This is a genomic window from Variovorax sp. OK212 (genome assembly GCF_900112425.1).
Classification (GTDB): domain Bacteria; phylum Pseudomonadota; class Gammaproteobacteria; order Burkholderiales; family Burkholderiaceae_C; genus Variovorax.
The window spans coordinates 135,901-157,981 of the sequence record NZ_FOLP01000006.1 but is presented as its reverse complement, the minus strand read 5'-3'; the positions used below and the strand labels follow the sequence as shown (position 1 = coordinate 157,981).

At 68.1% G+C, this 22,081-nt stretch carries 20 protein-coding genes; 9 read left to right on the top strand and 11 right to left on the bottom strand.

The annotated features are described in order from the left end of the window. Positions 1–29: 29 nt before the first annotated feature. Positions 30–1,034, bottom strand: a complete 1,005-nt coding sequence (locus BM004_RS19655) for a LysR family transcriptional regulator (protein ID WP_093129701.1) — start codon at positions 1,032–1,034, stop codon at positions 30–32. 102 nt (positions 1,035–1,136) lie between these two features. Here BM004_RS19655 and BM004_RS19650 point away from each other — a divergent pair, with 102 nt between their 5' ends. Genes BM004_RS19650 through BM004_RS19640 form a run of 3 tightly spaced genes read left to right on the top strand, consistent with a single transcriptional unit; the run spans position 1,137 to position 4,080 of the window. Further along, the gene (locus BM004_RS19650; protein ID WP_093129700.1) at positions 1,137–2,366 is read left to right on the top strand and encodes a pyridoxal phosphate-dependent aminotransferase; all 1,230 of its coding nucleotides are present in this window, start codon (positions 1,137–1,139) and stop codon (positions 2,364–2,366) included. Continuing rightward, positions 2,363–3,376 carry a Bug family tripartite tricarboxylate transporter substrate binding protein gene (locus BM004_RS19645; RefSeq protein WP_177206542.1) on the top strand — a complete coding sequence of 338 codons (1,014 nt, stop codon included), beginning with the start codon at positions 2,363–2,365 and terminating at the stop codon, positions 3,374–3,376. The genes BM004_RS19650 and BM004_RS19645 overlap by 4 nt, the downstream gene beginning before the upstream one ends. Before the next feature lie 14 nt (positions 3,377–3,390). Next, complete coding sequence (locus tag BM004_RS19640) at positions 3,391–4,080, top strand: RraA family protein (protein WP_093215974.1); 690 nt, start codon at positions 3,391–3,393, stop codon at positions 4,078–4,080. Positions 4,081–4,196: 116 nt separating this feature from the next. Here BM004_RS19640 and BM004_RS19635 read toward each other — a convergent pair whose 3' ends face one another. The 8 genes from BM004_RS19635 to urtA all read right to left on the bottom strand — a co-directional run bounded on the left by BM004_RS19635 (position 4,197) and on the right by urtA (position 11,750). Next, the gene (locus BM004_RS19635; protein ID WP_093129697.1) at positions 4,197–4,547 is read right to left on the bottom strand and encodes an alpha/beta hydrolase; all 351 of its coding nucleotides are present in this window, start codon (positions 4,545–4,547) and stop codon (positions 4,197–4,199) included. Positions 4,548–4,781: 234 nt separating this feature from the next. After that, positions 4,782–5,132 carry an FmdB family zinc ribbon protein gene (locus BM004_RS19630; RefSeq protein ID WP_093215971.1) on the bottom strand — a complete coding sequence of 117 codons (351 nt, stop codon included), beginning with the start codon at positions 5,130–5,132 and terminating at the stop codon, positions 4,782–4,784. A 13-nt stretch (positions 5,133–5,145) separates the two neighbouring features. Next, entirely contained in the window at positions 5,146–6,378 is a 1,233-nt protein-coding gene (gene fmdA / locus BM004_RS19625; RefSeq protein ID WP_093215969.1) for a formamidase, read from the bottom strand. Between the two features lie 36 nt (positions 6,379–6,414). After that, complete coding sequence (gene urtE, locus BM004_RS19620) at positions 6,415–7,104, bottom strand: urea ABC transporter ATP-binding subunit UrtE (protein WP_093216345.1); 690 nt, start codon at positions 7,102–7,104, stop codon at positions 6,415–6,417. 314 nt (positions 7,105–7,418) lie between these two features. Then, positions 7,419–8,162: an urea ABC transporter ATP-binding protein UrtD gene (gene urtD, locus BM004_RS19615; RefSeq protein WP_093129694.1), complete on the bottom strand. Its 744-nt coding sequence runs from the start codon at positions 8,160–8,162 to the stop codon at positions 7,419–7,421. A 15-nt stretch (positions 8,163–8,177) separates the two neighbouring features. Beyond that, on the bottom strand, positions 8,178–9,368 hold the full coding sequence (gene urtC / locus BM004_RS19610; RefSeq protein WP_093129693.1) for an urea ABC transporter permease subunit UrtC: 1,191 nt from the start codon (positions 9,366–9,368) through the stop codon (positions 8,178–8,180). Positions 9,369–9,399: 31 nt separating this feature from the next. Continuing rightward, on the bottom strand, positions 9,400–10,314 hold the full coding sequence (gene urtB / locus BM004_RS19605; RefSeq protein WP_093129692.1) for an urea ABC transporter permease subunit UrtB: 915 nt from the start codon (positions 10,312–10,314) through the stop codon (positions 9,400–9,402). 170 nt (positions 10,315–10,484) lie between these two features. Next, complete coding sequence (gene urtA / locus BM004_RS19600; RefSeq protein ID WP_093129691.1) at positions 10,485–11,750, bottom strand: urea ABC transporter substrate-binding protein; 1,266 nt, start codon at positions 11,748–11,750, stop codon at positions 10,485–10,487. Between the two features lie 264 nt (positions 11,751–12,014). Here urtA and BM004_RS19595 point away from each other — a divergent pair, with 264 nt between their 5' ends. The 3 genes from BM004_RS19595 (at position 12,015) to BM004_RS19585 (ending at position 17,167) form a co-directional block, all read left to right on the top strand. Continuing rightward, on the top strand, positions 12,015–15,425 hold the full coding sequence (locus BM004_RS19595; protein WP_256219961.1) for a hybrid sensor histidine kinase/response regulator: 3,411 nt from the start codon (positions 12,015–12,017) through the stop codon (positions 15,423–15,425). Beyond that, entirely contained in the window at positions 15,397–16,305 is a 909-nt protein-coding gene (locus BM004_RS19590) for a response regulator transcription factor (RefSeq protein WP_093129689.1), read from the top strand. The genes BM004_RS19595 and BM004_RS19590 overlap by 29 nt, the downstream gene beginning before the upstream one ends. 91 nt (positions 16,306–16,396) lie before the next feature. Then, a complete protein-coding gene (locus BM004_RS19585; protein ID WP_093129688.1) occupies positions 16,397–17,167 on the top strand; it encodes a TIGR04325 family methyltransferase in 771 nt (256 codons plus the stop codon). Positions 17,168–17,205: 38 nt separating this feature from the next. Here BM004_RS19585 and BM004_RS19580 read toward each other — a convergent pair whose 3' ends face one another. Further along, positions 17,206–17,697: a Spy/CpxP family protein refolding chaperone gene (locus tag BM004_RS19580; protein ID WP_177206541.1), complete on the bottom strand. Its 492-nt coding sequence runs from the start codon at positions 17,695–17,697 to the stop codon at positions 17,206–17,208. Between the two features lie 245 nt (positions 17,698–17,942). Between BM004_RS19580 and BM004_RS19575 the strand changes: the two genes are divergently transcribed. After that, complete coding sequence (locus BM004_RS19575; RefSeq protein ID WP_093215961.1) at positions 17,943–18,779, top strand: substrate-binding domain-containing protein; 837 nt, start codon at positions 17,943–17,945, stop codon at positions 18,777–18,779. 45 nt (positions 18,780–18,824) lie between these two features. Here BM004_RS19575 and BM004_RS19570 read toward each other — a convergent pair whose 3' ends face one another. Beyond that, positions 18,825–19,721, bottom strand: a complete 897-nt coding sequence (locus tag BM004_RS19570; protein WP_177206540.1) for an alpha/beta fold hydrolase — start codon at positions 19,719–19,721, stop codon at positions 18,825–18,827. Between the two features lie 182 nt (positions 19,722–19,903). On the opposite strand from BM004_RS19570, the gene BM004_RS19565 reads away from it, so the two are divergent. Continuing rightward, complete coding sequence (locus BM004_RS19565) at positions 19,904–20,599, top strand: response regulator (protein WP_093129684.1); 696 nt, start codon at positions 19,904–19,906, stop codon at positions 20,597–20,599. Continuing rightward, on the top strand, positions 20,596–22,071 hold the full coding sequence (locus BM004_RS19560; protein WP_093215956.1) for a sensor histidine kinase: 1,476 nt from the start codon (positions 20,596–20,598) through the stop codon (positions 22,069–22,071). The genes BM004_RS19565 and BM004_RS19560 overlap by 4 nt, the downstream gene beginning before the upstream one ends. The last annotated feature ends 10 nt before the right edge of the window (positions 22,072–22,081 follow it).

Below are 22,081 nucleotides of genomic sequence, written 5' to 3'. Positions count from 1 at the left end.
TATATTTTTGAAGGCCGCGGCGAGAAAAATCACCTCCGGCTCTTCCTCGCGGGCTTTTTCGCGGCCTGGCGCAGCGCGCGCTGCCGCAGGGTCGCGCCCGACCCGCGTGGCGGACGCGGCGGCGCCACGTCGTGCTGGCTGGCCCGCAGGGTGAAATCGCAGGTCTTCACGGCCAGCTCGACGATGCGCGCCAGCGCGGGGCTGAAGTCGTCGCGCCGACAGACCGCGCTGTAGACCAGCGGCGGCGGCATGGGGTCGCTCTTGACGACACGCAGCAGGCCGCTCTTGATATCCGGGCGCACGTAGTCGAGCGCCAGCTGGCTGATGCCGAAGCCGCTGATCGTCAGCTCCCGCAAGACGGTGGTGCTGTTGGTCAGCAGCACCTTGCCGAAGCGAAAGCCGTGCTCCGCGCGCCAGGCCTCGTAGAACCTGTTCTTCGAGGCGCCGGCGGGCTGCTCGATCACCGGGTAGTCGGCAAACTCGTGCGGCTTCAGCGCCCGGTGCGGGATGCCCAGGCGAGGGCTTCCGATCCAGGCCTGGTCGACCTGCCCCACCTTGATCGACTCGAAGGCCTGGCCCCAGAAGATGCCCGGCATGATGGTCAGGTCGAGCTTGTTGGCCTCCAGCCGCTCGAAGAGCGTGAGCCCCGCGTCCACCACCGGCTCGAGCGTCACCTCGGGATGCAGCTTCTGCAGCAGCTGGATCAGGCTGGTGAGCCAGGTCATCGCAATCAGCTCCGTCACGCCCACGCGGAAGGTGCCGCGCAGCGTCTTGTCGACGCTGATGTCGTGCTGGATGCGCTGCCACAGGCGCTGGGCCTCTTCCGCGAGCGGCAGCAGTTCGCGGCCGGCCTGGGCCAGCTCCAGGCCGTGGGAGGTGCGATGCAGCAACGGGCCGCCCAGCGACTCCTCCAGCTCCGCCAGCCGCTTGGAGATGGCCGACTGCGTGGTGTGCAGCTTCACCGCGGCGGCGCTGAAGCTCTGGAGCTTGGCGCTGAAGAGAAAGGCCTCCAGCTGCTTGAAGGTGAAGTTCATGGCTGCGGAATGTACGCCCCTGCCCAGCCAGGAAAAAAAGGAATACCGCGCCGCTCCGATTTCTCGTTTGTCTCGCGGCAAAGGCACTTTGATACTGCGGGCATGCTTCATATCGCACCCCGCCTGAACCGAATCAAACCGTCGCCCAGTTCCATGGCCGGCCAGAGAGCGCGCGAGCTGCGCGCCATGGGCCGGGACATCCTCGGCCTGACCGCCGGCGAGCCCGACTTCGAGACCCCCATGCACATCAAGGACGCGGCAATCCGCGCCATGATGGCCGGCCAGACCCGCTACACCGACGTGGGCGGCACGCCGCTGCTCAAGGAGGCCATCGCCGGCAAGCTGCTGAGGGAGAACGCCCTGGCCTACACGCCGGGCGAGATCATCGTCGGCACCGGCGCCAAGCAGGTGATCTTCAACGCGCTGATGTGCACGGTCGCGGCGGGCGACGAAGTCATCGTGCCGGCGCCCTACTGGGTGTCCTACCCGGACATCGCCCTGCTGGCCGGCGGCGTGCCGGTCTTCGTCGACTGCCCGGCGACGGCGGGCTTCAAGCTGCAGCCCGCCGACCTGGAACGCGCCATCACCGGCAAGACGCGCTGGCTGATGCTCAACTCGCCCAACAACCCCAGCGGTGCGACCTACACGCGCGCCGAGCTCGAAGCACTGGCCGAGGTGCTGCGGCGCCACCCCCAGGTCTGGGTGCTGACCGACGACATTTACGAGCACCTGATCTACGGCGACATCGCGTTCGCGACCATGGCCCAGGTGGCGCCCGACCTCAAGGACCGCACGCTGACGGTGAACGGCGTGTCCAAGGCCTACGCAATGACGGGCTGGCGCATCGGCTACGGCGCGGGGCCCGCGGCGCTGATCAAGGCGATGGTCAAGCTGCAGTCGCAAAGCACCTCCGGCCCCAATTCGGTGGCCCAGGCCGCAGCCATCGCGGCGCTCACGGGGCCGCAGGACACCATTGCCGCGAACCGGCGCGAATACCAGGCCCGGCGCGACACGGTGGTCGCGGCGCTCAATGCCATCGACGGCATCCGTTGCGACGTGCCCGACGGCGCCTTCTACGTCTTCGCGTCGTGCAGCGCGCTGTTCGGTCTTCGCACGCACAAGGGCACGGTCATCGAGACCAGCGACGACTGGGTGATGCACCTGCTGGATTCACAGGACCTCGCGGCGCTTCAAGGCAGCGCGTATGGCGTGCCGACGCACTTCCGCATTTCTTTCGCCGCCAGCAACGAGCAGTTGCTGGACGGCTGCCGCCGCATTGCCCGCGCGCGCGCCGAACTCTCGGGCCAAGCCATCAACCAGGAACCGCAATGAAACCCCGCCCTCTTCTGAAGCTGCTGCCCGACATTGCCGCCAACGCCGCGATCACTGCGATCACCGCGGGCGCCACCTTTCTCGGTGCCACGCACGCAGCGGCAGCCGATGCCTTTCCGACGAAACCCGTGAAGATCCTCGTGGGCTTTTCGCCCGGTGGCTCCAACGACGTGGTGGCACGCCTGATCGCGCCGAAGCTGGCCGAAGGGCTGGGGCAGCAGGTGCTGGTCGAGAACCGCCCCGGCGCCGGCGGCAACATCGCGGCATCGACCATGCTCGGCGCGCCCGCGGACGGGCACACGCTGCTGATGTGCACCACGGGCACCCTGTCGATCCAGCCGCACATTCTCAAGAGCATGCCCTTCGACCCCGAGAAGGACATCGCGCCCGTCACGCAGATCGTCAATGCGCCCTACATGCTGCTGGTCAATGCCACGCTGCCGGTGAAGAGCGTCGGCGAACTGGTGGCTTACGCCAAGCAGAAGCCCGGCGAAATCAACTTCGCCTCCTCGGGCACGGGCACCGGCGGCCACCTGGCCGGGGAGATGCTCAAGAGCCGCGCGGGCATCGACATCGTGCACGTGGCCTACAAGGGCACCGGCCAGGCGATGACGGACCTCATCGCGGGCCAGGTCTCGATGATCTTCGACCAGCCCGTGAGCTCGATGCAGTACGCCCGCGCGGGCAAGCTGCGCGCCCTGGCGGTGGCCAGCCCACGCCGGCTGGCGGCGTTTCCGGACATTCCGACCGTGACCGAAGCCGGCGTGCCGGACTTCGACCCCGTGACCTGGGCCGGCATCTGCGCCGCCAGGAACACCCCGCCCGCGGTGGTCGCGCGCATCCAGCGCGAAGTGGCGAAGGTGCTGGCGATGCCCGAGATCGCCAAGCGGCTCGCCGCCGATGGCCTCGAGCCCGTGGGGAGCACGCCCGAGCAGTTCCGTGCGTTCCTGGCGGCCGACAAGCGCAAGTGGGGCCGCGTGGTGAAGGACGCCGACGTCAAGGCCGAATGAGAAAGGAACACCCGATGAACCAGCTTCCCGACATCGTTCGCGACTTCGAGCGCGTTCCCGCCGATCTGGTCCGCCAGGCCGCCGCATTCCAGCCGGCCATTCTTGCGGACGTCAACGGGCGCCGGGGCGCCCTGCACGGCCGCATCCAGGCCCTGCGCCACCGCATGACGCTGGCGGGCACAGCGCTCACGGTGGAAGTGCGACCGGGCGACAACCTGATGATCCACGCCGCCATCGCACTCGCCAAGCCCGGCGACGTGCTGGTGATCGACGGCAAGGGCGACCAGAGCGCCGCCCTCATGGGCACGATCATGATGAACGCCTGCCGTCAGGTCGGCATTGCCGGCGTGGTGATCGACGGCGCGGTGCGCGACAGCGTGGAAATCGACGCGATGGACTTTCCGGTGTTTTCGGTCGGCACCAACCCGAACGGCCCGACGAAGCTGGCCTCGGGGCGCATCGGGCATCCGGTGTCCGTCGGCGGCGTGGCCGTCCGGCCCGGCGACCTTGTCGTCGGCGATGCCGATGGCGTGGTCGTCATCGAGCGCGAGAAGGTCCAGACGCTGCTGCAGGCAGCGAAGCAAAAGGTCGAGGACGAAACCGCACGCATCGACGCCATCAAGAAGGGCGACACCGCGGCCAGGTGGCTGGACGCCGCCCTGCGCAGCGCGGGCGTGCTCAAGGAAAACGAAAAGCTCGCGTAGCGGCAAGCTCGCATCAACGAGGAGCCATGTCAGCGAGAAGCCATGTCAGCGAGATGCAGGCATCAACGAAGAAAGGGCCCGCAAGGGCCCTTCTTCATTCATGTGCACGCAACGGCTTACAGGCCAGCCTGGCGCGTGAACGACACGCTGGGCTTCTTGTAGGCTTGCGGCACTTCGTCGCGGTAGAAAGCGCGGCGGTCGAGGCTGGCGAGCGGGTCGTGGGCCTTGGCGACGGCTTCGGCTTGCACGGTCGCGCGGTTGGCGGTCGACGTGAAGGCTTGGGCGCCAGCGCTGGAGGCATCGCTGTACTCGTTGCCGGCGCGTGCGGCGGCAGCGGCTTGCGGTGCGACTTCGGCGCGGGAGACCGAAGAGTTCACGACGTGCACGCCGTCGTAGGTTTCTGCATGGGCTCCGGCAGCAGCCAGGAGCGAGAGAGCAGCAGCGGCGAGGATCTTCGAGGCATTCATTTCAATCTCCTTCAGGTGTTTGGTTGGTGAGGAGAAGTTTGCGACTGAAGCGACCCCAAAAACGCCGGTAAAAGGAACCGCGGCGTTCACGCTATTGAAACAATGCCGGCCTTGAAAAGCCGATGGTCAATAGGGGTTGCCCCAGCGTCCCGCATGGAAACAGCTGGGGCAAAAGGTGCCCGCACCAAGACATCTGAAACGACTGCACACAAGTCGATCAGAAATGACACGAAATCAGTGGCTGATCATCCACGGTCGCCGTGAAGGCGCCGACTTCGCGCCGCTGGACGCGGTCACCGTGGCGCCGCGCTTCGATGACGAAGAAGAGCCGCAGCAGCCACACCCCGCGGGGTGCTTGAAGCGCGCGTAGTCGCGCGAACTGCCCGGCTCGTGCCGCGCGCGCTCGTTGGTCTCCATCGCGCGGCGCGTGCCAGAGGCCATCAACGCCAGCCGCGGCGCGGCCGACAGCACGCGCGGCGAAGCGCATCCGCAGTCAGGGCAGGCAGCAGGCTCGTCGCGCTGCCCCGAGGGCCGCAGCGCCTCGAAGCCGCCGCACTGCCCGCAGGCGTAGTCGTAGGTCGGCATGGCGGGCCTTCGTTCAGCGCAGGTCGTGCGACAGCGGCATGTCGATGCTGCCGTCGATGAACTTCACGGGCCCGGAGGCGTTCGGGTTGATGTCGAAGTCGAAGATGCCCGTGGGCAGCCACAGCGTGGCGCACGAGTTGGGCACGTCCACCACGCCGCTGATGTGGCCCTGCACCGGCGCCGTGCCCAAAATCGAATAAGCCTGCGCGCCCGAGTAGCCGAACTTCTTCAGGTACTCGATGGCGTTCAGGCAGGCCTGGCGGTAGGCCACGTTCACGTCGAGGTAGTGCTGCTTGCCGCTCTCATCGACCGAGATGCCTTCGAAGATCAGGTAGTCGTTGTACTGCGGCGTGATGGGGCTGGGCTTGAAGATCGGGTTCCTGATGCCGTACTTGGCCATGCCGCCCTTGATGAGCGTGACCTTCATGTGCACCCAGCCGGCCATCTCGATGGCGCCGCAGAAGGTGATTTCGCCGTCGCCCTGGCTGAAGTGCAGGTCGCCCACGCTCAGGCCCGCGCCGTCCACGTACACGGGGAAGAACACCTTGGAGCCGCGCGACAGGTCCTTGATGTCGCAGTTGCCGCCATGCTCGCGCGGCGGCACGGTGCGCGCGCCTTCGGCGGCGGCCTTGGCCCTCGCCTCGCCGGTCATCTTGCCCATGTGGGCGGTGCCGGCGAACGGCGGGTTGGCCAGGCCGGGCACGCGATCGGGGTCGGTGGCAATGAGCTTGCCTTCGCGCTCGTTCCACATGTCGAGCATGGGCTTGTCGGGCAGGCAGCCGATGAGGCCGGGATGAATGAGGCCCGCGAAGTTCACGCCCGGAATGTGGCGCGAGCTGGTGAACATGCCCTTGAAGTCCCAGATGGACTTTTGCGCCTCGGGAAAGTGGTCGGTGAGAAAGCCGCCGCCGTTGTTCTTCGAGAAGAAACCGTTGAAGCCCCACAGGCTGTCCTGCTTGGCGCCGATGTCCAGCAGGTCGACCACCAGCAGGTCGCCGGGCTCCGCGCCTTTCACGCCCACGGGGCCCGAGAGGTAGTGCACGGTGCTCAGGTCGATGTCGCGCACGTCGTCGGCGCTGTCGTTGTTCTTGATGAAGCCGCCGGTCCAGTCGAAGGTCTCCAGGATGAAGTCGTCACCCGGGTTGACCCAGCAGGCCATCGGAATGTCCGGGTGCCAGCGGTTGTGGATGTTCTCGTTCTCGGTGGGCGATTGGGTCAGGTCGACCTTGATCAGCGTGTCCGTCATGTGCAGTGGCTCCTGGGGTTGTGGTGAATCGGTGGGTCAAACGGAGAGATAGGCCTTGATGTGCTCCACATCGGTCTTGTCGCGCGCGGTCTCGTGCACCAGGCGCCCGCCCTCGATCACGAAGAGCCGGTCGGCCACGTCCATCGCGAAGCTCAGCACCTGCTCGGACACCACGATGGTGATGCCGCGCAGCTTGCGGATCTCGTTGAGCGCCTTGGCGATGTCCTTGATGATCGAAGGCTGGATGCCCTCGGTGGGCTCGTCGAGCAGCAGCACCTTGGGGTCGGTGACGAGGGCGCGCGCAATGGCGAGCTGCTGCTGCTGGCCGCCGGAGAGGTTGCCGCCCTTGCGGTTCTTCATGTCCCACAGCACGGGGAAGAGCGCGTAGATTTCCTCGGGGATGCGGCGCGTCTTCGAGTTCTCCAGGCCGGTCTGGATGTTCTCTTCGACCGTGAGCGTGGGGAAGATCATTCGGCCCTGCGGCACGTAGGCGATGCCCTTGGCCACGCGCCTGAAACTTTCGTCGCGCGACACGTCCTGGCCCGCCACCTCGATGCGCCCGCTCTTCAGCGGAAGAATGCCCATGAGGCTCTTGAACAGCGTGGTCTTGCCCATGCCGTTGCGGCCCATGATGGCGATGGTTTCGTTGGCATGGCCTTCGAACGACAGGCCATGCAGGGCCTCGCTCTGCCCGTAGGCGACGTGCAGGTCTTCGACCTTCAGCATGACGTTGCTCATTTCAAGCGCTCCTGTACGTTTGTTGTTTTGCACGGGACGCGTGCACAGGCCACCGGGTACTCCCCTGCGCGAATGTCCCCCGGGCTTCGCCCTCCTCCTTTATTTCGCTGCGGGGAGCACCCGATGCCCTGTTCACGAGGACACGCTCTGAGTGCTCGCCGATCAACCCCGGCTCCCAAAACGATCAGGTCGATGGAGTGCCTCGCGCAGCGAAATAAAGGAGGAGGGGCGCAGCTCCGGGGGACATTCGCGGAGCAAGGTACCCCGTCGGCGTGAGCGAGCCCTGAACGACTGAACTCCATCTAGTGCCCCAGATAGACGTCGATGACCTTCGGATCCGCCTGCACCTTCTCCATCGGCCCCTCGGCGAGGATCTTTCCCTGGTGCATCACGGTGACCTTGTGCGCGATCTGCTTCACGAAGGCCATGTCGTGCTCGATGACGATCACCGCGCGGTTCTGGCAGATGCGCTTGAGCAGCTCGGCCGTGAGCTCGCGTTCGCGCGCGCTCATGCCGGCAATGGGCTCGTCGAGCATCAGCAGCTCGGGCTCCTGCATCAGCAGCATGCCGATCTCCAGCCACTGCTTCTGGCCGTGGCTCAGCAGGCCGGCCTCGGTGTCGAGGCGGTCGGCCAGTCCGATCTCCTGCGCAATGGCTTGTACCTTGGCCTTGACCTCGTCGTCGCACTTGAACGCCAGCGCGCCGAACACCGAGCGGCCCTTGGGAAACGACACCTCCAGGTTCTGGAACACCGAGAGGTTCTCGTAGATCGACGGTGTCTGGAACTTGCGCCCAATGCCCAGCCGCACGCGCTTGTGCTCGGCCATCTTCGTGAGTTCGGTGTTCTTGAACTTGATGCTGCCTGCGCTCGCGCGCGTCTTGCCGCAGATCAGGTCGAGCAGCGTGGTCTTGCCTGCCCCGTTGGGGCCGATGATCACGCGCAGCTCGTTCTTGTCGATGTACAGCGTGAGGTCGTCGATGGCCTTGAAGCCGTCGAAGGACACGGTGAGGTCTTCCACGGCGAGCGCGAAGTCGGTGTTGCTCATGAGGGTGCTCCAGGTTCAGGCGCGCTGGCTGCCGACGCCTTCGGGGAGCGTCGGTTCGGAGGGTGTGGCGGCGGGAGCCATGGGCGCCGGTGTCACGGGCGGCTTGACCGCTGCTTCGCGCAACGCCTGCCGGCGCGACTTCCACCACGGCCGGATCTTTTCTTCCCACACGCCCGCCAGCCCCATCGGGAAGGCCATGGTCACGCCGATGAAAAGGCCCGCCATCAGGAACAGCCAAAGGTCCGGAAAGCTTTCCGAGAACAGCGTCTTGCCCGCATTGACCAGCAGCGCGCCGTACACCGCGCCCACCAGGCTCATGCGTCCGCCGACGGCGCAGAAGATCACCATCTCGATGGACGGCACGATGCCCACGAAGCTCGGCGACATGAAGCCCACCTGCAGCGCGAACATCGCGCCGCCGATGCCCGAGAGCCCCGCCGCCAGGCAGAAGGTGAAGACCTTGAAGTTCGACACGTCGTAGCCCGAGAAGCGCACGCGGTCTTCCTTGTCGCGCATGGCCAGCAGCAGCGTGCCCAGCTTGCTGGTCTGCACCCAGCGGCACAGCAGGATGCTCAGCACCAGCAGGCCGACGCACACGTAGTACAGGATGTACTTGGCACTGTCGGTGCGCGTGTCCCAGCCCAGCATGGTCTTCAGGTCGGTCATGCCGTTGACGCCGCCGGTGTAGCCCTGCTGGCCGATGATGAGCACCGTGCAGATGAGCGCCACCGCCTGCGTGATGATCGCGAAGTACACGCCGCCCACGCGGCGCTTGAACATCGCGAAGCTCACGAGCCAGGCCAGCGCCATCGGTGCGAGCACCACCAGCGCCAGGCTCAGCGGCAGGCTCTTGAACGGCAGCCACAGCGCGGGCAGCTCGGTGATCTGGTTCCAGTCCATGAAGTCAGGAATGCCGGGCGTGGACTGGATCTTCGTGGTGACCGGGTCGGAGGCTTCGAGCTTGAGGAACATCGCCATCGCGTAGCCGCCGATGCCGAAGAACACGCCCTGCCCCAGGCTCAGCACGCCGCCGTAGCCCCACACCATGACGAGGCCCACGGCCACGAAGGCGTAGGTGAGGTACTTGCCCACGAGGTTGAGGCGGAAGATGTCGAGCGACAGCGGCAACACCACCGCGAGCAGCAGCACCAGCAGCAGGAGGCTGCCGAGCTGGTAGCGCTGGATCGAGGCCTTGATGAAATTCATCGGAACGTTCTCCAAAAGAAAATCGGGTTCATCAGCGGCGCACCTTGACGGCGAAGAGACCCTGCGGGCGCATCATCAAGATGAGCACGATCAGCGACAGCGTCAGCACCTTGGCCGTCGAGCCGGTCATGAAGAACTCGGAGATCGACTGCGTCTGCGCAATGCCGAAGGCCGAGACCACGGTGCCCAGCAGGCTGGCCGCGCCGCCGAAGGTGACGACCAGGAAGGCGTCGACGATGTAGAGCGAGCCCGAGGTCGGCCCGGTCGAGCCGATGGTGGTGAAGGCCGCGCCCGCCACGCCGGCAATGCCGCAGCCGATGGCAAACGTCAGGCGGTCGGTCTTCTTGGTGTCGATGCCGGTGGCGTTGGCCATGGTGCGGTTGGCCACGGTGGCGCGCACCCGCAGGCCCCAGCGGCTCTTGTGCAGCGCCAGCAGCACGCCGCAAGTGACCAGCGCGGTGAGCGCGAGCACAAAGAGGCCGTTGATCGGAATGTCGAGGCCCTCGTGCGGCGTCCACGAGCCCATGAGCCACTCGGGCAGCGTGGGGCTCACTTCCTTCGGGCCGATGAAGGTGCGAAAGATCTGCTGCAGGCCCAGGCTCACGCCCCAGGTGGCGAGCAGCGTGTCGAGCGGACGCTTGTAGAGGTGGCGAATCAGCACCCACTCCACGATCCATCCGGTGATGAAGGCGAACACGAAGGCCAGCCCGATGGCGATCGGAAAGTAGTACGGCATGAACGCCGGTGCCAGGCTTTCGGTGACGCGCGCGGCCAGGTAGATCGAGTAGGCGCCGATGGTCATGAACTCGCCATGCGCCATGTTGATCACGCCCATCTGGCCGAAGATGATCGCCAGGCCCAGCCCCATCAGCAGCAGCACCGCGAAGAGGCTCAGCCCCGCGAAGCCCTGCATGAGGCCGATGTTCATCATGTCCGACAGAGTCATGGCGGGAAGTCCGGAGTTGGGTTTGGTATTGGCCCCTTCCCCCTTGGGGAAGGTCGGGATGGGGGCTTGGCGGCCCTCGCAAGCGCAAGGCTTCATCAAAGGCCGCTTGCCCCCACCCCGGCCCTCCCCCGGGAGGGGAGGGAGCAAAGCCGGGGGAGAAAGACGACGGCTTACTGGTAGCCCTTGGGGAACGGATCCGGCTTGATCAATTCGGCCGATTCCGCCACCACCTTGAACGTGCCGTCCGCCTGCCCCTGCCCGATGCGTGCCTTGCTCCACAGGTGGTGGTTCGCGTCGAGCTTCACGTAGCCTTCGGGCGCCGTCTTCAGCTCGATGCCGGGCGAGCCCGCCACGACCTTGTCGACATCGAAGCTGCCCGCCTTCTCCACGGCCGCCTTCCACAGCCACGGGCCGAGGTAGCCGGCCTGCGTGACGTCGCCGATCACGGCGTCCTTGCCGTACTTGGCCTTGAAGGCTTCCACGAACTTCTTGTTGTTCGGGTTGTCCAGCGACTGGAAGTACTTCATCGACGAGTAGAAGCCCGCGAAGTTCTCGCCGCCCACGCCCGTCATTTCGTCTTCGGTCACGGCCAAAGTCAGCAGGAACTGCTTGTCGCCGGTGATGCCCGCGGCCTTGAGCTGCTTGTAGAAGGCCACGTTCGAGCCGCCCACCACGGCCGCGAAGATGCAGTCGGGCTTGGCCACCTTGATCTTGTTGATCAGCGAGTTGAAGTTGGTGTGGCCCAGCGGGTAGTACTCCTCGCCCTTCACGGAGCCCTTCTGGAAGTTCTCGATGTGCTTGCGCGCGATCTTCATCGAGGTGCGCGGCCAGATGTAGTCGGAGCCCACCAGGAAGAAGGTCTTGGCCTTCTTCTCCTTCGCGCCCCAGTCCAGGCCCCAGATGATCTGCTGCGTGGCTTCCTGGCCGGTGTAGATCACGTTCTTGCTCTGCTCCAGGCCTTCATAGAAGGTGGGGTAGTACAGCAGGCCGTTCTCTTTCTCGAACACCGGCAGCACGGCCTTGCGCGAGGCGCTGGTCCAGCAGCCGAACACGGCGGCGCAATGGTCGTTCACGAGCAGCTTCTTCGACTTCTCCGCGAACGTGGGCCAGTCGGAGGCGCCGTCTTCCTTGATGACCTTGATCTTGCGGCCCAGGATGCCGCCCATGGCGTTGATCTGGTCGATGGCGAGCTGCTCGGCCTGGATGGAGCCGGTCTCCGAGATGGCCATGGTGCCGGTGGACGAATGCAGCTGGCCCACGGTCACCTCGGTGTCGGTCACCGCGAGCCTGGTGGTGTTGACCTTGGCCGTGGGGAACTGCCCCTGGCCGAAGCTCAGCCCGCTCAGGCCCATCACGGGCAGCGCGGCGGCGCCTTGCAGCAAACGCCGGCGGCGCAATGCCAAGGCATCGAGAGAAAGATCGGAATCACGCGACATCAGGAAACTCCAGCAGGTTGAAGAACAGGGGAATGAACATGGGTGGGCCGCGCACCATCGAAGTGCATCGGACGGTGCCCCGAGCACCATGGCTGGTACTTTAGAAATCACCTGCATCCGCGCGAATACGTCATTCAACGTAGCGCCGTGCACGCGCCCTGCCCGCAGACTCGCGGGCAAGACAACGGCCCCCACAGGACGAGCAAAGGCGCAGGGAGCGCTTCTTGCTGTACCTGCCTCATGCCACCGCCGCGAGAACCCACCATGACCTCCGTCTCCGGACAGAAGATCTTTCGCATCCGCCGCGACTACAACGCCTGGGTCGCGAACGAGACGCTGGAGGACTACGCGCTGCGCTACACGCCGCGCAGCTTTCGCAAGTGGTCGGAGTTCCGCGTGGCCAACGCGGCCTTCGGCGCCACCTCGTTCCTGGCGCTGGAGGCCATCGGCGGCGCCATTGCGCTGAGCTACGGCTTCTCGAACGCGCTGTGGGCCATCCTGGTGGTGGGGCTCATCACCTTCCTCACCGGCCTGCCGATCTCGTACTACGCCGCGCGCCACGGCGTGGACATGGATCTGCTCACGCGCGGCGCGGGCTTCGGCTACCTGGGCTCCACGCTCACCTCGCTGGTCTACGCGAGCTTCACCTTCATCTTCTTCGCGCTGGAGGCGGCCATCCTCGCGCTGGCGCTGCAGATGTACCTCGACTGGCCGCTGTGGCTCCTGTACATGGTGTCGTCGATCGTCATCATTCCGCTGGTGGCGCGCGGCATCACGCTGATCTCGGGCCTGCAGCTGTGGACGCAGCCGATCTGGATCGTGCTGTTCGTCTGCCCCTTCATCGCGGTGCTGGTGAAGAAGCCCGAGCTGTACGCCGACTTCACCGGCCTGGTGGGCCGCACCTCGGACAGCAGCGGCTTCGACCCGCTGATGTTCGGCGCGGCGGCCACGGTGGCGTTCTCGCTGGTGGTGCAGATCGGCGAGCAGGTCGACTACCTGCGCTTCCTGCCCGAGAAGACCGCGGCCAACCGCCGCCGCTGGTGGACCGCGGTGCTGGTGGCGGGCCCGGGCTGGATCGTGCCCGGCATGCTGAAGATGATGGGCGGCGCGTTTCTCGCGTTCCTGGCGCTGCAGCACGAGATTCCGGGCAACCATGCGATCGAGCCCACGCAGATGTACCTCACGGGTTTCTCGTACGTGCTGCGCGACCCGGCCTGGGTGCTGGGCATCACGGTGCTGTTCGTGGTGGTGTCGCAGATGAAGATCAACCTCACCAACGCCTACGCGGGCTCGCTGGCCTGGTCGAACTTCTTCGCGCGGCTCACGCACAGCCACCCGGGGCGCGTGGTGTGGCTGGTGTTCAACGTGGTCATCGCGATATTGCTGATGGCGCTCGGCGTGTTCGCGGCGCTGGAGCACGTGCTGGGCGTGTACAGCAACATCGCCATTGCCTGGGTGGGCGCGCTGGTGGCCGACCTGGTCATCAACAAGCCGCTGGGCTGGAGCCCGCGCGCCATCGAGTTCAAGCGCGCGCACCTGTACGACATCAACCCGGTGGGGCTGGTGGCCATGCTGGTGGCGGCGGCGCTGGCCATGCTGGCCTACTCGGGCGCGCTGGGGCAGTGGGCCAAGGCCTTCTCGCCCTTCATCGCGCTGGTGACGGCCATGGCGGTGTCGCCGCTGCTGGCGTGGCGCACGCGCGGGCGCTACTACCTCGCGCGCACCGACACCGCGCCCTGGGCGCCGGGCCAGAGCGTGAAGTGCTCGGTGTGCGACAACAGCTTCGAGTCGGAAGACATGGCGCACTGCCCGGCCTACAGCGCGCCGATCTGCTCGCTGTGCTGCACGCTCGAGTCGCGCTGCCACGACCGCTGCAAGACCGACTCGCGCGCGGCCGAGCAGATGAGCGGCTGGCTGCAGGCGCTGCTGCCGCCGGCGCTGTCGGCGCGGCTGAACTTCCGGGTGGCGCACTACCTGCTGGTGGCGGCCTCGCTCATTGCGCTGCTGGCCACGGTGGTCGGCGTGGTCTATGCACAGGAGGCCCTGGCGGGCACCAGCGACCGGGTCATCGCCATGGCCTTCCTCAAGGTGTTCGCGCTGCTCTCGGTGGTGGCCGCGGTGGCCGCGTGGTGGGTGGTGCTGGGCAGCGAGAGCCGGCAGATGGCGCAGGAGGAATCGAACCGCCACAACAACCTGCTGGCGCTGGAGATCGAGGCGCACCGCCGCACCGACGCCGCGCTGCAGGCCGCCAAGGAGGCCGCCGAGGCCGCCAACCAGGCCAAGACCCGCTACGTGGCCGGCATGACGCACGAGCTGCGCACGCCGCTCAACAGCATCCTGGGTTACTCGCAGATCCTGCTCAAGGGCGACGCCGCCGCGCCGCCGCGCGAGGCGGTGCAGACCATCCACCGCAGCGGCGAGCACATGCTGGGGCTGATCGACGGGCTGCTCGACCTGGCGCGCATCGAGGCCGGCCGGCTGCAGCTGGAGCCCGCGCCGCTCGCGCTGCCGGCCTTTCTCGACCAACTGGTGCACATGGTGCGGCCGCAGGCGGAGAACAAGGGCCTGGCCTTCGTCTTCACCCATGCGGGCCAGCTGCCGCCGTGGGTGCATGCCGACGCCAAGTGGCTGCGCCAGATTCTCATCAACCTGCTGACCAACGCCGTGCGCTTCACCGACAGCGGCACCGTCACGCTGCATGTGGATGCGCGGCGCGAGGTGCTGCGCTTCGACGTGGTCGACACCGGCATCGGCGTGGCGCCGCAGGACCACCTGCGCATCTTCGAGCCCTTCGAACGCGGCGCCGCGGGCCGCCGGCGCGGCGAGCCCGGCACCGGGCTGGGCCTGACCATCACCGCGCTGCTGACCTCGATGATGGGCGGCGAGCTGGTGCTGGCCCACACCACGCCCGCGGGCAGCACCTTCAGCGTGCGCGTGTACCTGCGCGAGGTGGCCGACCCCGGCCCGCAGGCCCGGGCCGGCGCGGCGCGGCAGCCGGTGTCGGGCTACGTCGGCGCGCGCCGCACGCTGCTGGTGGTCGACGACCAGCCGGTGCAGCGCCAGATGCTGGCGGGCATGCTGATGCCGCTGGGCTTCGAGGTGCGCGAGGCCGCGAGCGGCACCGAGTGCCTCGACAGCCTGCGCGAGGAGCTGCCCTCGGCCATCCTGCTGGACCTGACGATGGACGACATGGACGGCTGGCAGACCGCCACGTCGGTGCGCGCCTCGGGCTTCGAGCAGATTCCGATCATCATCGTCTCGGCCAACATGTTCGAGAACCAGGCCGAGCGCCTGCGCGCCGCCGGGTGCCAGGCCTTCGTGGGCAAGCCGGTGATCGAGTCGGAGCTGCTCGCCACGCTGGAGCGGCACCTGGGGCTGGAGTGGCTGTCGGCGGCCGATGCCATGGGCCCCGCCACCGACGGCGGCAACACCACCGCCGCGCCGCGGCGCCCGGCGCAGCTGGCCCTGTCGGAAGACGACCGCGCCGAACTCATGCGGCTAGTGCAGATGGGCCACGTGCGCGGCCTGCACACCGCGCTCGACCGGCTGGCCGCCGCCTCGCCCTCGGCGGCGGCCACCTGCACCTGGCTGCGCGGCATGGTCACGCGCTTCGACCTCGACACCCTCCGCAACGCACTGGCAGAAGATGCAGACACTCCCCTCGCCTCCCCCTGAGTCCGCGCGCGCGGCGTCCGAACGGCCCGTGGTGCTGGTGGTCGACGACGCGCCCAGCAGCCTCGGCATGCTGTGCGACACGCTCGAGTCCAGCGGCTACACCGTGCTGGTGGCGGCCGACGGCGAGGCCGCGCTGCAGCGGCTCGAGCTGGTGGTGCCCGACGCGATATTGCTCGACGGCCTGATGCCCGGGCTCTCGGGCTTCGAGACCTGCAGGCGCATCAAGGCCAACCCCGCGCTCGCGCACATCCCGGTGCTGTTCATGACGGGGCTGTCGGAAACCACGCACGTGGTCGAGGGCTTCGAGTGCGGCGGCGTCGACTACGTGGTGAAGCCCATCCGCGCGCAGGAGGTGCTGGCGCGGCTGCACACGCATGCGCGCAACGCCCGCATCACGCGCATGGCACGCGACGCGGTCGACGTGGCGGGCATGGGCGTGGTGTTCGTCGACACGCGCGGGCGCATCGCGTGGCGCTCGCCGCAGGCCGCGCTGTGGCTGCACGCGCTCGAGGACCCGGTGGCGCCCGGCCTGCTGCCCGCATCGATCGAACCCGCGCTGGCGGCGGGTGCGTCGATCGCCATCGGCACGGCCACGGGCATGCGCCTGTCGGTGCGCAACCTGGGCGCGGCGGCGCTCGGCGAGACCATGCTGCTGTTCGCAATCCAGCGCGACGGCCCCGCGGCCCGGCTGGCCGACGCGGCCCTCACGCCGCGCGAGACCGAGGTGCTCTCCTGGCTCGCCAAGGGCAAGACCAACCGCGACATCGGCGAGATCCTGGGCACCAGCCCGCGCACGGTGAACAAGCACCTGGAGCACATCTTCGAGAAGCTGGGCGTGGAGACGCGGGCGGCTGCGGCCGCGCTGGCCAGCGGTATGTAACCCCTAGGGGGTAACCGCCCCAACCGCACATGGTTTTACGTCTTGAATACTTTGGTTGCGTTCAGAATGAACCACGCCACCGGAGATAGAGATGCTCTCAAGCCTGCTGCAGTTTCCGCCCCGTGAAAGCGCCTACAAGCGCAAGTTCCTGAACAACACCGACGAGAACCTCTTCATGGGTTCGTTCGAGAGCTTCGCCGCGGCAGAGGCCGGTGCGCCGCCCAGCAAGGCCGTGGGTTATGCCAACGCCGACGCGGGCGAGCTCTACAGTCCGCAGATCTATTTCTACGACTACCCGAGCCTCTTCTGGCTGGGCCGCTCCATCGACGCGGGCTTGACGCGCGTGTTCGACCTGGGCGGCCACGTGGGCATCAAGTACTACGCGTTCCGGCGCGTGCTGAGCTACCCCGACGACCTGCAATGGACCGTGTGCGACGTGCCCGGCGTGGTCGAGAGCGGGCGCGCCATGGCCGTGAAGCGCGAGGCCACCGCGCAGCTCGACTTCACCACCGACTACCGCGACGCCAGCGGCTGCGACGTGCTGTACGCCTCGGGCAGCCTGCAGTACCTGCCCACCCGCATGGAAGAGATCTTGTCGGCGCTGCATGTGAAGCCCAAGCGCATCATCATGAACACCACCGCCGTGCACCCCGAGCGCACCATCTTCACGCTCAACAGCATCGGCGTGGCCGTGTGCCCCTACCGCATCCAGCACCACGACGACCTGCTGGCCGAGCTTGCGCGCGCCGGCTACAAGAAGCGCGACGTGTGGCGCAACGAGGGCAAGCCGATCGAGGTGCCCTTCGTCGACGGCGGCGACAAGCCGTACTACGCGGGCTGCTGCTTCGACCTCGCGGCCTGAGCCGAAGCGCCGCAAGCCAGGCGAGGCCGGCGAGCCGCTCAGGGAATCACGGCGGGCAGGTTCTGGTCGGCCACGTGCCGCTGGTCGGGCGACAGGGCCTCATAGAGCGTCGAGAGTGCGTCGCTCACCGCCTGCGCGCGCCGGGCACGGTCCTGCGCCTGCGCGGCGCGTTGCTGCGCGAACTGCACGGCGGTCTGGTCGTCGGCCGATGCGGCGGCTGCCATGCCGGCACGCCCCGCCATGTCCCACACCGCGTCGGAGAAGCGGTCCCACGACGCGGACTGCTCGGGCGTGATCATCAGCTGCAGGCGCAGGTCGTAGAGCTTGTCGCGCACCTTGGCCGCGGCTGTCGCCGGCGTGGACAGGCCGTCGCCCGTGCGCGGGCTTGCCGAGCTGTCGGGCCGCGCACCGCGCCGGCCGCCGCCACCGCCCATGCCGCCACCTCCGCCGCCACCGAATTGCGCGAAGCCGTGTCCGCTCACGGCGATCAGGGCCGCGGCAAGCGCGAACCTCTGCAGGGGGCGTTTCATCATCCTGAATCCTTGGAGCCTTGGGGGTGTTGGATTGTTGGCCTGCCAGAGGCCATCGCGCATTTCAGGAGCCTGGGCTGTCCGGCGCGTTGCGCAGCGGTAAACCGGCGGTAAAGCCGGCCGTCTTTACCTTGCACCGGCGCGGGTTCGCAGGGCCGGCCGCGCTCCGTGATAACCCGGAATTTCCTGAGGGCCGAATGACAGCCCCGGCTTCTACGATGGCCTTTTCTCCAGGAGACAAGCCCATGAAGCCCTTTCTCGCGCTGACCCGCCGCGCCGCCCTGCCGCTGATCGCCGCGCTGGCGCTTGCCGGCTGCGGTGGCCTCGGCACCCCGAACACGGCGCGCACCGCAGGCACCGCCGGGGCCGCCGCCGGCGACATCCACGTCATGACCTCCGGCGGCTTCACCGCCGCCTACAACGACCTGCGCCCCGAATTCGAACGCAGCAGCGGGCGCACGGTGAAGACGGCCTACGGCGCCTCGATGGGCAACGCCGACGACTCGATTCCCAGCCGCCTCGCGCGCAACGAGCCGGCCGACGTGGTGATCCTGGCGCGCCCGGCGCTCGACGCGCTCGTTGCGCAGGGCAAGGTGGTGTCGGGCAGCCAGGTCGACCTGGTGCGCTCGGCCATCGGCTTCGCGGTGCGCAAGGGCGCGCCCAGGCCCGACATCGGCACGGTCGATGCGCTCAGGCGCACGCTGCTGGCCGCGCCGTCGATCGCCTACTCGGCCAGCGCCAGCGGCACCTACTACGAGACCGAGCTGCTCAAGAAGCTCGGCATCGAGGACCGCGTGCTGCCCAGGAGCAAGCGCATCCTGAGCGAGCGCGTCGGCACGGTGGTGGCGCGCGGCGACGCGGCGCTCGGCCTGCAGCAGGTGAGCGAGCTGCTGCCGATCGCGGGCGTCGACTACATCGGGCCGCTGCCCGCCGAAGTGCAGCGCGTGACGGTGTTCTCGGCCGGCATCGCCACCGGCTCGAAGCAGCCCGACGCGGCGCGCCAGCTGATCCGCTACCTGAACTCGCCCGCCGCGGCGCCGACCATCGCGAAGACCGGGCTGGAGCCGCTGACGGCGCGCTGAACGGCCGCGGTTCAGAAATCAAAAATCAGGAATCGGGCGCCGCCGCTACAGCGTCCACCCGTCGCGCCGGAAGAACTCGACGAGCGCATTGCCGACCTTGAACGGCTGGTCGCTGTCGAGCGTGTGGCCCGCGTCGGTCACCAGCTCGGCGCGCACGTGCGGCGCCTGCGCCTGCACGCGGGCCCAGGCGTGCATCGGGTCGTAGAGCGTCTCGTCGCCGCCCAGCAGCATGAGCGTGTCGCGGGGCAGCACGCGCAGGTCGTCGTCGCTCATGCGCCCCGGCGGGCGGGGGTGGCCGCGCTGGCTGCGCGCGCGCACCAGCAGGTCGTCGAGCACCCAGGCCGGCGGCGGAGCCACCACGGGCGACGACAGCACGGCGTGCAGGCCGCGCACGGTGCGCTCGTTCGGGAACAGGGCCGCCAGCCCCGCGCGCAGCAAGTAGCCCGCGCCCGGAGACTCGAGGTTGGCCGGCGACAGCAGCGCGAGCTTCGACGCGCGGCGCGAACTCTGGCGCAGGTAGGCCGCGGCGAGCCAGCCGCCGAACGAGACACCGCACAGCCCCACCTTCGGCCGGCCGAGGCCGATGAGCACGTCGTCCAGCCAGTTGCAGTACGCGTCTTCGGAGGCGGGCCGGCGCCCCTCGGTGCGGCCGGCGTCGCCGATGATGTCGACCGCGTACACCTGCAGCGCGCCGGCCAGCCGTTCGATCACGTGGATCCAGGCCGTCGCGTTCGCGCCGCCCGCGTGCAGCAGCACCACCGGCGGCGCGTAGGCCGGCCCGCACGCCAGCACGTGCGCGCGGCCGTAGCGCGTTTCCACGTAGCGGCTGTCGTACGGCACCGGCCAGCGCGCGAGCACGCGGGCGTAGGAGTCGAGCAGCGAGGAATGGGCTTGCGGCGAGCGGAAATGCCCGGCGAACAGGCGTGCTTCGAAGGGGCTCATCGGGGGGGCGTGGGTTGGTGCGGCGTGTGCGGCATGTGCGGCGGCATTGCGTGGTCTCTGGAAAACACCCGGCATGGTGAGCCGCCTACATGAAGGTCTGCTGAAAATTTCGCAGCTTGCGATGCCGCACCGAGCGCCTTTTCTTAGGAATTCCTTCAGCTTCAGCGGTTAGATTCCCGCCCATGAAGATCCTCCTGGCCGAAGACGATTTCGACCTGGCCACCGGCATCCGCGTCGCCCTGCAGTCCCAGGGGCTGGACGTGGTGTGGGTGCGCCGCGTCGAGGAGGCGCTGCGCATTCTCGAGACGCAAGGCTGCGACCTGCTGCTGCTCGACCTCGGCCTGCCCGACGGCGACGGCCTGGCCGTGCTCGAGCGCCTGCGCCGCAGCGGCGCGCGCCTGCCGGTGCTGATCCTGAGCGCGCGCGACGGCCTGAACGACCGGCTGCAGGGCCTGGACAACGGCGCCGACGACTACATGGTCAAGCCCTTCGTGCTGGCGGAGCTCATTTCGCGCGTGCGCGCCCTCGCGCGGCGCAGCTACGGCGGCGACGGCGCCACCTTCGAGCTGCGCGGCCTCTGGCTGCATGAACCCACGCAGCGCGTGCGCGTGAACGGCGAGCCGGTGTCGCTGTCGCGCAGCGAGTTCAAGCTGCTGAGCCTGCTGGTGAAGCGCGCCGACCGCGTGGTGGCGCGCCGCACGCTAGAGCAGACCGCCCTGTCGATCGGGCCGGACCAGCCGCAGAGCAACACCAGCAACGTGCTCGACGTGCACATCTCCAACCTGCGCCGCAAGATCGGCGACGGCTACATCCGCACCGTGCGCGGCATCGGCTATGTGATCTACCTCGCGGCGCAACAACCCCAGGAGAGCGCATGACCGCCGAAGCCGCACCGCCGGGGCCCGCGACACCGGCGGTGCAACCCACCCGGTCCCCCCGCGGGTTGCGGCGGCTGCTGCACAACGCCTGGCAGCGCGTGCGGCGGCCCTCGCTGATGCGCCGGCTCATGTTCGCGCAGATCGCGGTGATGACGCTGCTGTGGAGCATCGCCGTGGTGCTGCTGCTGGGCTCGGCCATGACCGACGACCTCTCCACGCTCGACGCCTCGCAGCGCAGCATGCTGGTGGTGGCGCGCAACCTCACCGACCAGCCGGCCAGGCAGCAGGAAAGCCTGCGCGCCATGGACCTCGCGCTGCGCAACGCACTGGGCAACGGCAACGACGCCACCCTGTCGCCGAGCGTGATCGTGTGGCAGAACGGCAAGCGCATCTACCACTCCGACGGCGTGCCGCCCGGCATCGCCAACACGCGCCCCGACATCGGCGAGACAGTGCAGGCCGACGGCAAGACCTGGCGCGCGCGCACCATCGAGTCGCCCTCGGGCAAGACGCACGTGACGCTGGTCACGCCCGGCGGCATGCAGCTGTGGCTGACCTTCCAGACGCGCGGCTACTACATCCTGCCGCTGGTGATCAGCGTGCCCTTCCTGCTGTTTCCGGCGTGGCTGTCGATCCGGCTGGCGCTGCGGCCCTGGCGCAGGGTGGCGCGCGAGATCGCGTCGCGCGGCCCGCACGACCTGGCGCCGGTGTCGGAGCAGCCGCGCCACGACGAGCTGCTGCCGCTGGTGCACAACTTCAACGCGCTGATGGAGCGGCTGCGCGCGAGCATCGCGCGCGAGCAGAGCTTCATTGCCGACGCGGCGCACGAGTTGCGCACGCCCATCGCCGCGATGCGCGTGAACGTGGAGGCGCTGCAGTCGCTGCTGACCGAGCGCATTCCCACCGAGCGCCAGCACGAGCTGTTCGCGCGGGTGCTCAGCAGCAACGCGCGCGCCGAGCGGCTGGTGGGCCAGCTGCTGCGCCTGATGCGCAGCAACGCGCATGCCGCCGCGGCGCATCCGCTGCGGCTGGACGACCTGCTGCAGGAGCGGCTGGCCGCGCTGTCGGCGCTGGCGCACGTGCGCGAGGTCGAGCTCGAACTGGTGTCCGACGAGCCGGTAGCGATCGCGGCCGACCGCGACAGCCTGCTGTCGATGATCGACAACCTGATCGACAACGCCACCAAGTACAGCCCCGTGGGCTCGGTGGTGAGCGTGGGCGTGCGGCGCGACGACGGCATGGCCGTGGTCACCGTGGCCGACCAGGGCCCGGGCATCATGCCGGCGCTGCGCGAGCGCGTGTTCGACCGCTTCTTTCGCGACCCCGACCAGACGCAGACCGGCAGCGGCCTCGGGCTGGCGATCGTGCGCGCGGTGGTGGAGGCGCACGGCGGCAGCATCGTGCTGGGCGACACCGGCCTGGGGCCGGGGTTGCTGGTGACGGTGCGGCTGCCGCTGACGCCGCCAGCCTGAGGCCTGAAGA

Bases quoted from the DNA above. Each gene is read 5' to 3' on its own strand.
- BM004_RS19655 (WP_093129701.1), bottom strand. From the start codon at position 1,034: ATGAACTTCACCTTCAAGCAGCTGGAGGCCTTTCTCTTCAGCGCCAAG.
- BM004_RS19650 (WP_093129700.1), top strand. From the start codon at position 1,137: ATGCTTCATATCGCACCCCGCCTGAACCGAATCAAACCGTCGCCCAGT.
- BM004_RS19645 (WP_177206542.1), top strand. From the start codon at position 2,363: ATGAAACCCCGCCCTCTTCTGAAGCTGCTGCCCGACATTGCCGCCAAC.
- BM004_RS19640 (WP_093215974.1), top strand. From the start codon at position 3,391: ATGAACCAGCTTCCCGACATCGTTCGCGACTTCGAGCGCGTTCCCGCC.
- BM004_RS19635 (WP_093129697.1), bottom strand. From the start codon at position 4,547: ATGAATGCCTCGAAGATCCTCGCCGCTGCTGCTCTCTCGCTCCTGGCT.
- BM004_RS19630 (WP_093215971.1), bottom strand. From the start codon at position 5,132: ATGCCGACCTACGACTACGCCTGCGGGCAGTGCGGCGGCTTCGAGGCG.
- fmdA (WP_093215969.1), bottom strand. From the start codon at position 6,378: ATGACGGACACGCTGATCAAGGTCGACCTGACCCAATCGCCCACCGAG.
- urtE (WP_093216345.1), bottom strand. From the start codon at position 7,104: ATGCTGAAGGTCGAAGACCTGCACGTCGCCTACGGGCAGAGCGAGGCC.
- urtD (WP_093129694.1), bottom strand. From the start codon at position 8,162: ATGAGCAACACCGACTTCGCGCTCGCCGTGGAAGACCTCACCGTGTCC.
- urtC (WP_093129693.1), bottom strand. From the start codon at position 9,368: ATGAATTTCATCAAGGCCTCGATCCAGCGCTACCAGCTCGGCAGCCTC.
- urtB (WP_093129692.1), bottom strand. From the start codon at position 10,314: ATGACTCTGTCGGACATGATGAACATCGGCCTCATGCAGGGCTTCGCG.
- urtA (WP_093129691.1), bottom strand. From the start codon at position 11,750: ATGTCGCGTGATTCCGATCTTTCTCTCGATGCCTTGGCATTGCGCCGC.
- BM004_RS19595 (WP_256219961.1), top strand. From the start codon at position 12,015: ATGACCTCCGTCTCCGGACAGAAGATCTTTCGCATCCGCCGCGACTAC.
- BM004_RS19590 (WP_093129689.1), top strand. From the start codon at position 15,397: ATGCAGACACTCCCCTCGCCTCCCCCTGAGTCCGCGCGCGCGGCGTCC.
- BM004_RS19585 (WP_093129688.1), top strand. From the start codon at position 16,397: ATGCTCTCAAGCCTGCTGCAGTTTCCGCCCCGTGAAAGCGCCTACAAG.
- BM004_RS19580 (WP_177206541.1), bottom strand. From the start codon at position 17,697: ATGAAACGCCCCCTGCAGAGGTTCGCGCTTGCCGCGGCCCTGATCGCC.
- BM004_RS19575 (WP_093215961.1), top strand. From the start codon at position 17,943: ATGAAGCCCTTTCTCGCGCTGACCCGCCGCGCCGCCCTGCCGCTGATC.
- BM004_RS19570 (WP_177206540.1), bottom strand. From the start codon at position 19,721: ATGAGCCCCTTCGAAGCACGCCTGTTCGCCGGGCATTTCCGCTCGCCG.
- BM004_RS19565 (WP_093129684.1), top strand. From the start codon at position 19,904: ATGAAGATCCTCCTGGCCGAAGACGATTTCGACCTGGCCACCGGCATC.
- BM004_RS19560 (WP_093215956.1), top strand. From the start codon at position 20,596: ATGACCGCCGAAGCCGCACCGCCGGGGCCCGCGACACCGGCGGTGCAA.